General features: G+C 70.9%; 5 protein-coding genes. 3 read left to right on the forward strand and 2 right to left on the reverse strand.

The genetic code is table 11. From position 1 onward, the window contains the following. Window positions 1-91: 91 nt before the first annotated feature. Complete coding sequence (locus tag CEK68_RS18730; RefSeq protein WP_152240294.1) at window positions 92-2,032, reverse strand: GGDEF domain-containing protein; 1,941 nt, start codon at window positions 2,030-2,032, stop codon at window positions 92-94. Window positions 2,033-2,274: 242 nt separating this feature from the next. Between CEK68_RS18730 and rlmJ the strand changes: the two genes are divergently transcribed. Further along, the gene (gene rlmJ / locus CEK68_RS18735) at window positions 2,275-3,132 is read left to right on the forward strand and encodes a 23S rRNA (adenine(2030)-N(6))-methyltransferase RlmJ (protein ID WP_152240295.1); all 858 of its coding nucleotides are present in this window, start codon (window positions 2,275-2,277) and stop codon (window positions 3,130-3,132) included. A gap of 27 nt (window positions 3,133-3,159) precedes the next feature. Here the strand turns inward: rlmJ and CEK68_RS18740 are convergent, their stop codons facing one another. After that, window positions 3,160-4,125 carry a YwqG family protein gene (locus CEK68_RS18740; RefSeq protein WP_152240296.1) on the reverse strand — a complete coding sequence of 322 codons (966 nt, stop codon included), beginning with the start codon at window positions 4,123-4,125 and terminating at the stop codon, window positions 3,160-3,162. Between the two features lie 132 nt (window positions 4,126-4,257). Between CEK68_RS18740 and CEK68_RS18745 the strand changes: the two genes are divergently transcribed. Together CEK68_RS18745 and mfd are read left to right on the forward strand one after the other, a co-directional pair. Continuing rightward, on the forward strand, window positions 4,258-4,800 hold the full coding sequence (locus CEK68_RS18745; RefSeq protein ID WP_017909572.1) for a GNAT family N-acetyltransferase: 543 nt from the start codon (window positions 4,258-4,260) through the stop codon (window positions 4,798-4,800). A 115-nt stretch (window positions 4,801-4,915) separates the two neighbouring features. Next, a partial coding sequence (gene mfd / locus CEK68_RS18750) for a transcription-repair coupling factor (protein WP_152240297.1) occupies window positions 4,916-8,013 on the forward strand: 3,098 nt, incomplete at its 3' end.

Here is an 8,013-nt window from a genome sequence, read left to right on the forward strand (position 1 = left end):
AGCCGTCGCGCGGGCGCCGCGGCAGTCCGTGCGGCCATTCCGCGGCACCGCTCGTGGATCGGCACGGAACCCGACGCGCACCTGCGGCGCGTCAGCTATCGCTGCCGCCGCGCGCGTTGGCCGCGCCCGGCGCCGACGCCAGTTCCACCCGGTTGCGGCCGCCGTGCTTGGCCCGGTACAGCGCGGCATCGGCGCGCGCCAGCAGCGCCTGGCTGCTCTCGCCGGCGCCGGCTTCGGCGACGCCAATGCTGACGGTCAGGCGCAGGCCCGGCACGACCGCGTCGAACGACTGCCGCTCCAGCACCTCGCGCAGCAGCCCGGCCAGCTCCCGTGCCTCGGCGCAGGTGGCGCCGGGCAGCAGCGCCAGGAATTCCTCGCCGCCGGTCCGGCCGAAGCTGTCGTTCCTGCGCAGGCTCTGCCGCAGGGTCGTGGCGACCAGCCGCAGCACCTGGTCGCCCGCCGCATGGCCGTGCTCGTCGTTGATCCGCTTGAAGTGGTCAACGTCCAGCGCCAGCACCGACAGCGGCATGCGTCCGCCGCGCGGCAACGCCGCCAGCGCGGTGTCCAGTTCGCCCAGGACCTGCCGCCGCGAGGCGACGCCGGTAAGGCTGTCGATCCGCACTTCGCGGCGGGCGCCGCGCAGGCGCCCGAGGGTCAGGAACAACACCCCGACGAGCACCGCCAGCAACAGCAGCGCCGCGCCCAGCAACGCGCGCCGCAGGGTCGCCTCGCGCTCCATCGCCTGCAGCCGGTTACGCTGGGTTTCCGCCTTCTGCGCCAGTTGCAGCGCCGCCAGGTCGCGCTCGCGGCTTTCCGATTCGGCGATCAGGAACTGCGATTGCTCGCGCTGCATGCGCGTATCCAGTTCCTGCTGCACGCGCATCTGCGCCTCGCGCGCATCCAGTGCCTGGCGCCAGGCGGCCAGCGCGCGCAAGGCGGTGGCCTTGAGGTCCAGCACGTCGCTGAGGCTGCGCAGGTCGCCGTTGGCGCGATAGCCCTGCTCGGCTTGTTCGGCCAGCGCCAGCGCGGCCCGCGCATCGCCGCTGCGCTCGGCGATCAGCGCATCGACGTAATCGCGGCGCGCGCGCATCAGCCGCGTGGCACCCATCGCGACCAGTTGCGCTTCGGCCTGCTGCCGCTGTGCCCGCGCCTGCGGCAGGTTGCCCAGCAACGCGTTGACCCGGGCCGCGCGCAGCAACAGCGACGCCTGCGACCCCTCCAGCGGATGCCGGCCATGCAGCTCGGCCGCGCGCAGGTAGGCGGCCAGCGCCGCCGGCAGATCGCCGCGTTGCTCGGCGATGGCGCCTTCGCGCTCCACCGCCAGCGCCTGCATGTAGCCGCCATCGCCCTGCCTGGCCCGCTGCAGGACCTCGGCGACGACCTGGTGCGACAGATCCGGCAGGCCCATGTCCAGGTAGGCGTCGGCGATGCCGATCAGGGTCAGCAGTGCGACCCAGCCGCCATCGCGCTGTTCGTCGAGCCGGCGGAGTTCCTGCAAGGTACGCAGCGACTGCGCGTAGTGGCCGGCGTCGCGCTCGGCGAAGGCGCGCATGCGCAGGGCCGCCGCGCGCAGGCGCGGGAACCGGTGCGCACCGGTCAGCGCCAGGATCGTGGTGGCGGGCCGCAGATAGGCCGGGCGCTGGCCGTCGTTGTAGAGCGCATAGGTCTCACACAGCAGGTACTCCAGGCGGACCTGCACATGGGCGCGGGCGATCGCGCCGCGCTCGCCGCGCCGCGCCTGCTCCACCGCCGCGGCCGGGCCCTGCGGAAAATGCTGGCAGTCGAAGGCGTCCAGGCGCGCCCGCCGCACCGGGTCGCCGGCGGGCAGCAGCACCTGCAGGCGCGCATGCGCGACGCGGTAGGCCTGCTCGTCGGCGGCCATGTCCTTGCCGTGCGCACCGACATCCTCGATCAGCGCATCGAACGCCGCAGCCTGCGCTGCGCCCGGGGGCGCGGCTTCGGCACGGGAGGCGCCGCAGGCGGCGAACGGCAGCGCCAACGCCAGGACACCGAGCAACAGGGGAGAAGACATGAGCATGCGAACCGTGGCACCCGCCGACCGCCCACGCGGTATCGGCACTGCGCACCCGAACGCTCCGACGACGCCTGCGCCCGGATGCACAGGCCCATCGTCCACACCTTCCGGCCTCATGCCCGGCAGGCGCCGTGCGGCCGCCAGCGGTCGCCCGGCTAGTGTACCGCGGCCGCGGACCCGCCCCGCCCGGCACCTCGGCAGGCGTGGCCGGCCGGCGTGACGCCCCGTACACTGCGCGGATGAATTACCGCCACGCCTTCCACGCCGGCAACCATGCCGATGTCCTCAAGCACATCGTGCTGCTGGCGCTGCTCGATGCGTTCAAGCGCAAGGACAGCCCGTTCTTCGTGCTCGATACCCACGCCGGGCGCGGCCGCTATCTGTTCGCGGCCAACGAGGCGCGCAAGACCGGCGAGGCCGCCGCTGGCGTGCTGCGGTTGATGGGCCAGCCGACCCTGCCCGACGTGGTGGAGCGCTACCTGCGCGCGGTGCAGGCCGACAATCCGGTCGGTGCCCTGGTCGCCTACCCTGGTTCGCCGCTGCTGGTGGCGCAGGCGCTGCGCGCGCAGGACCGGCTGGCCGCCTGCGAGCTGCAGACCGAGGAAGCCGCCGAACTCAAGGCGTTGTTCGCCCACGACCGCCGCGTGCAGGTGCATGCCGGCGACGGCTATGCGGCGATCAAGGCGTTCCTGCCGCCGAAGTCCGGGACCAACCGGATCGGCCGCGGGCTGGTGCTGATCGATCCGCCCTACGAAGCGCAGGACGCCGAGTACCCGCTGATCGTGGCCGCGCTGCGCGAAACGCTGAGCCGCTGGCCGCAGGCGGTGTGCGCGGTGTGGTATCCGATCAAGCAGCGGCGCAGCCTGCAGCCGTTCTTCCGCAAGGCCGCGGCGTTGCCGGTGGCCTCGGCACTGGTCGCCGAACTGCAGGTGCGCCCGGACGATTCGCCGCTGCGGCTCAACGGCAGCGGCATGTTGCTGCTCAATCCGCCCTGGCAGTTCGAGCAGGTGCTGGCGCAGGCGCTGCCGCCGCTGAAGGCGCACCTGGGCGAAGCCGGTGCCAGCACGCGACTGGAATGGCTCAAGCGCGAAGCATGAGGTACGCGGGGCGGCGCACGCGCGCGCTCAGAAGCAATCCCAGTTATAGGCGATGCGGCTGAAATCGCCGCGCCGCAGGTCGTCCGGATCGATGAAGAAATTGGCGACGCCGCTGTCGCCCCACATCATCTCCTCGTCGCTGTCCAACTGCAGCAGCAGGACCTGCTTGTCCTGCAGGGTACGCGGGTCTTGCTGGGTGAACTCCGGGTAGCCGCCGAGCTTGTTGCCGCCACGGCTCAGCGCATCGAACAGCGCGTCGTCCACCGCATCCTGCGACACCGCGTGGCGCTTGGCGTAGGCGGCGGCCACCTCCTCCAGTGGTTTGCCCAGCACCTGCTCGAAGCGCACATCGCTGCTGCCGATGGTTTCCTCGCCGGCGTCGAACCGCATCGCCCGCGGCCGCGCCGGATCGAACGGCAACGTGTCGGCCGCCGGCAACGGCACCTCGGCCTGCCGCGCCGACGCCTTCGGCTGCGGCCAGTACACCACGCGGAAATTACGTTGTTCGCTCAGCGCGGCCAGGTCGCTGCGCGCGCCACCGAAGTTGGCCCCGTAGAAGTCGTCGTCGCCTCCGATGAAGAACTGCAGCATGCCCTGGCGCGGGTAGCCGGGCAGCGGCGGCATCCGCGCCAGATCGATCTGCGCCAGCAGCGCCAGCGGCTGGCCGTCGGCCGTGTGCGGATACGGCCTGTCGGCGGTCCAGTAAGGACGGCCGCCGACCTTGCTGGCCAGGCGATCGTCCTGCGTCATCGGCTGCAGTTGTACCTGCAGCACCGGCCGGCGCGTGGCCTGCAGGCGCGCCTGGTACGGAGCCAATGCCTGTGTCGCCAGTTGCTCCGCATCGGCGACTGGAGCGGCGGTGGTAACGGTCGGCGTGTCGTGGTGCTGCACGCGCAGCAGCCACCTGCCACCGCCCACCAGCAGCCCCACCAGCAGCGTGGCCAGGCCCAGCCCGATCGCCGCGGAGACGGCCACGGCATGCGATGTCTTCATCGTCGCGCATTCCCTTGAACGAAGCGCCACTCTAGCAAGACCGCCCGAACGGCACATCGGCAGGACGCTGCGTTCACGGGCGTAAGGTTTTGGTAATGCGAGAATCCAGGCTTCGTCGAGGATCATACGGCCATGGCTACCCGCAACCGCATGCCTCCGTGGCATGAAACCTTCACCCTGCCCAGTGGGCGCGAACTGCTGATCCGTCCGATCCGGCCGGAGGACAGTGCGCCGCTGCAAGGTGCCTTCGGCCTGCTCGGGCCGACCGAGATCCGCGAGCGCTTCCTGCATTCGACGCAGGAACTGACCGAGGACATGGCGCAACGCCTCACCCATCCCAATCCGAAGTCGGAACTGATCCTGGTCGCCGCCGAGCCGCTGCCGCCGGGCGAAGCCGTGGTCGGTGCGGTGGCGCGCGCCGCGATCAACCCGGGCACCCGCGAGGCGCAGTACGCGATCCTGGTCAGCAGCTTCGTCTCGGGGCAAGGGCTGGGCCGGCAGCTGATGCGCAAGCTGGTCAAGTGGGCGCGCCGCAAGTATCTGGACCGGCTCTACGGCGATGTGCTCGAACGCAACGTGCCGATGCTGCAGCTTGCCGAGTCGCTGGGCTTCCAGCGCATGCCGCATCCGGACAATCCGGACCTGGTGCGGGTGGTGCTGGAACTGGGCAGCTGAAAACTCGGGACTCGGGACCCGGAAAATCCAGAGTTCCGCAGGCAGCTTCAGCTCCTGCTCTTACGTGTCCCCGGTCCCGGGCCCCGGGTCCCGACCTTGCTAAACTAGTTGGTCCATGCCGCCCCTTCCCTTCCCCGTTCCGCCGCTGCCCAAGTCCGGCCAGCTCCGCGCGCACTGGCGCGCCCCCGCGTCCTCCACTGCTCTGGCCTGGCACATCGCCTGCGCCGCGTCCGCGCACCGCGGGCCGTTGCTGGTGGTCGCACGCGACAATCAGAGCGCGCATCAGCTCGAAGCCGACCTGCACAGCCTGCTCGGCGACGATCCGAGCCTGCCGGTGGTGCCGTTCCCGGATTGGGAAACCCTGCCCTACGACCAGTTCAGTCCGCACCCGGACATCGTCAGCCAGCGCCTGGCCGCGCTGCACCGGCTGCCGACGCTGACCCAGGGCATCGTGGTGGTGCCGGTGCAGACGCTGATGCAGCGGGTGGCGCCGCTGCGCTACATCGTCGGCGGCAGTTTCGACCTGCGCGTGGGCCAGCGCCTGGACCTGGATGCGGAGAAGCGCCGACTGGAAAGCGCCGGCTACCGCAACGTGCCGCAGGTGATGGACCCGGGCGACTTCGCCGTGCGCGGCGGCCTGCTCGACGTGTACCCGATGGGCACCGACGCGCCGTTGCGGATCGAACTGCTGGACGAGGACATCGATTCGATCCGCGCCTTCGACCCGGAATCGCAGCGCTCGCTGGACCATGTGCAGGCGGTGCGCATGCTGCCCGGGCGCGAAGTGCCGATGGACGACGTCAGCGTGGAGCGGGTATTGACCGCGCTGCGAGAACGCTTCGACGTCGACACCCGGCGCAGTGCGCTATACCAGGACCTGAAGGCCGGGCTGGCGCCGTCGGGCATCGAGTACTACCTGCCGCTGTTCTTCCAGGACACCCGCAGCAGCGGCGCACGCGAGGCCACCGCCACCCTGTTCGATTACCTGGGCGAGCACGTGCTGCCGCTGATCGCCCCGGGCGTGGGCGCCGCGGCCGATGCGTTCTGGGCGCAGACCCAGGCCCGCTACGAGCAGCGCCGCCACGACGTGGAGCGCCCGCTGCTGGCGCCGGAGGAGCTGTACCAGGCGCCGGACGCGCTGCGCGAGCGCCTCAACGGGCTGCCGCGCATCGACGTATGGGCCGCCGACCACCCGCGCATCGACGAGGCGCAGGCGCTGGGCGACCAGCCGCTGCCGCCGCTACCGGTGGCGGCCAAGGACGCCGCGCCGGGCGCGGCGCTGAAGAGCTTCCTCGATCACTACCCGGGCCGGGTGCTGATCGCCGCCGATTCGCCCGGCCGCCGCGAGGCGCTGCTGGAAGTGTTGGCGGCCGCGGAGTTGAAGCCGGAGGTGCTGCCGAATTTCGCGGCATTTGTTCCTTCTCCCACCGGGAGAAGGTGGCGCGAAGCGCCGGATGAGGGTGCGGCGTCTGCGCGGCCGGGAACGAAGAAGGCGGGTGCTTCGGCAAGTTCCACGGTTGCGCAGACGAACTCCACTAGCGGTCGGACCCTCACCCCAACCCCTCTCCCGGAGGGAGAGGGGCTTTCTGCTGCACGTTTCGCTATCGCGGTTGCGCCGCTCGACGACGGCTTCGCGCTGGAGGAGCCGCGCATCGCGGTGCTGACCGAGCGCCAGTTGTTCCCCGAGCGTGCCAGCCAGCCGCGGCGCAGCCGGCGTGTGGGGCGCGAGCCGGAAGCGATCATCCGCGACCTGGGCGAGCTGTCCGAGGGCGCGCCGATCGTGCACGAGGACCACGGCGTCGGCCGCTACCGCGGGCTGATCGTGCTCGATGCCGGCGGCATGCCCGGCGAGTTCCTGGAAATCGAATACGCCAAGGGCGACCGGTTGTACGTGCCGGTCGCGCAGTTGCACCTGATCAGCCGCTACTCCGGCGCCTCGGCCGAGACCGCGCCGCTGCATTCGCTGGGCGGCGAACAATGGACCAAGGCCAAGCGCAAGGCCGCCGAGAAGGTGCGCGACGTGGCCGCGGAGCTACTGGAGATCCAGGCGCGCCGCCAGGCCCGCGCCGGGCTGGCGCTGCAGGTGGACCGGGCGATGTACGAGCCGTTCGCCGCCGGCTTCCCGTTCGAGGAAACCCCCGACCAGTTGGCCGCGATCGACGCCACCCTGCGCGATCTGGCCAGCAGCCAGCCGATGGACCGCGTGGTCTGCGGCGACGTCGGCTTCGGCAAGACCGAGGTCGCGGTGCGCGCGGCCTTCGCCGCCGCCAGCGCCGGCAAGCAGGTGGCGGTACTGGTGCCGACCACGCTGCTGGCCGAACAGCACTACCGCAACTTCCGCGACCGCTTCGCCGACTACCCGCTCAAGGTCGAGGTGCTGTCGCGCTTCAAGAGCAGCAAGGAGATCAAGGCCGAGCTGGAGAAGGTCGCCGCCGGCAGCATCGACGTGATCGTCGGCACCCATCGCCTGCTGCAGCCGGACGTGAAGTTCAAGGACCTGGGCATGGTCATCGTCGACGAGGAGCAGCGCTTCGGCGTGCGCCAGAAGGAAGCGTTGAAGGCGCTGCGCGCCAACGTGCACCTGCTGACCCTCACCGCCACGCCGATCCCGCGCACCTTGAACATGGCCATGGCCGGCCTGCGCGACCTGTCGATCATCGCCACACCGCCGCCGAACCGGCTGGCGGTGCAGACCTTCGTCACCCAGTGGGACAACGCGCTGCTGCGCGAGGCCTTCCAGCGCGAACTGGCGCGCGGCGGCCAGCTGTACTTCCTGCACAACGACGTGGAGAGCATCGGCCGCATGCAGCGCGAGCTGAGCGAACTGGTGCCAGAGGCGCGCATCGGCATCGCCCACGGGCAGATGCCCGAGCGCGAGCTGGAAAAGGTGATGCTGGATTTCCAGAAGCAGCGCTTCAACGTGCTGCTGTCGACCACGATCATCGAATCGGGCATCGACATCCCCAACGCCAACACCATCGTCATCAACCGCGCCGACCGCTTCGGCCTGGCGCAGCTGCACCAGTTGCGCGGCCGCGTGGGCCGTTCGCACCACCGCGCCTACGCCTACCTGCTGGTGCCGGACCGGCGCAGCATCACCCCCGACGCGCAGAAGCGCCTGGATGCCATCGCCTCGATGGACGAACTCGGCGCCGGCTTCACTCTGGCCACCCACGATCTGGAGATCCGCGGCGCCGAGTTCGTCCATCGAGG

It is taken from the genome of Xanthomonas sp. LMG 12461 (genome assembly GCF_009192935.1).
In the GTDB taxonomy this organism is placed as follows: domain Bacteria; phylum Pseudomonadota; class Gammaproteobacteria; order Xanthomonadales; family Xanthomonadaceae; genus Xanthomonas_A; species Xanthomonas_A sontii.

Coding starts and splice junctions, on each gene's coding strand:
- CEK68_RS18730 (WP_152240294.1), bottom strand. CDS start 2,032: ATGTCTTCTCCCCTGTTGCTCGGTGTCCTGGCGTTGGCGCTGCCGTTC.
- rlmJ (WP_152240295.1), top strand. CDS start 2,275: ATGAATTACCGCCACGCCTTCCACGCCGGCAACCATGCCGATGTCCTC.
- CEK68_RS18740 (WP_152240296.1), bottom strand. CDS start 4,125: ATGAAGACATCGCATGCCGTGGCCGTCTCCGCGGCGATCGGGCTGGGC.
- CEK68_RS18745 (WP_017909572.1), top strand. CDS start 4,258: ATGGCTACCCGCAACCGCATGCCTCCGTGGCATGAAACCTTCACCCTG.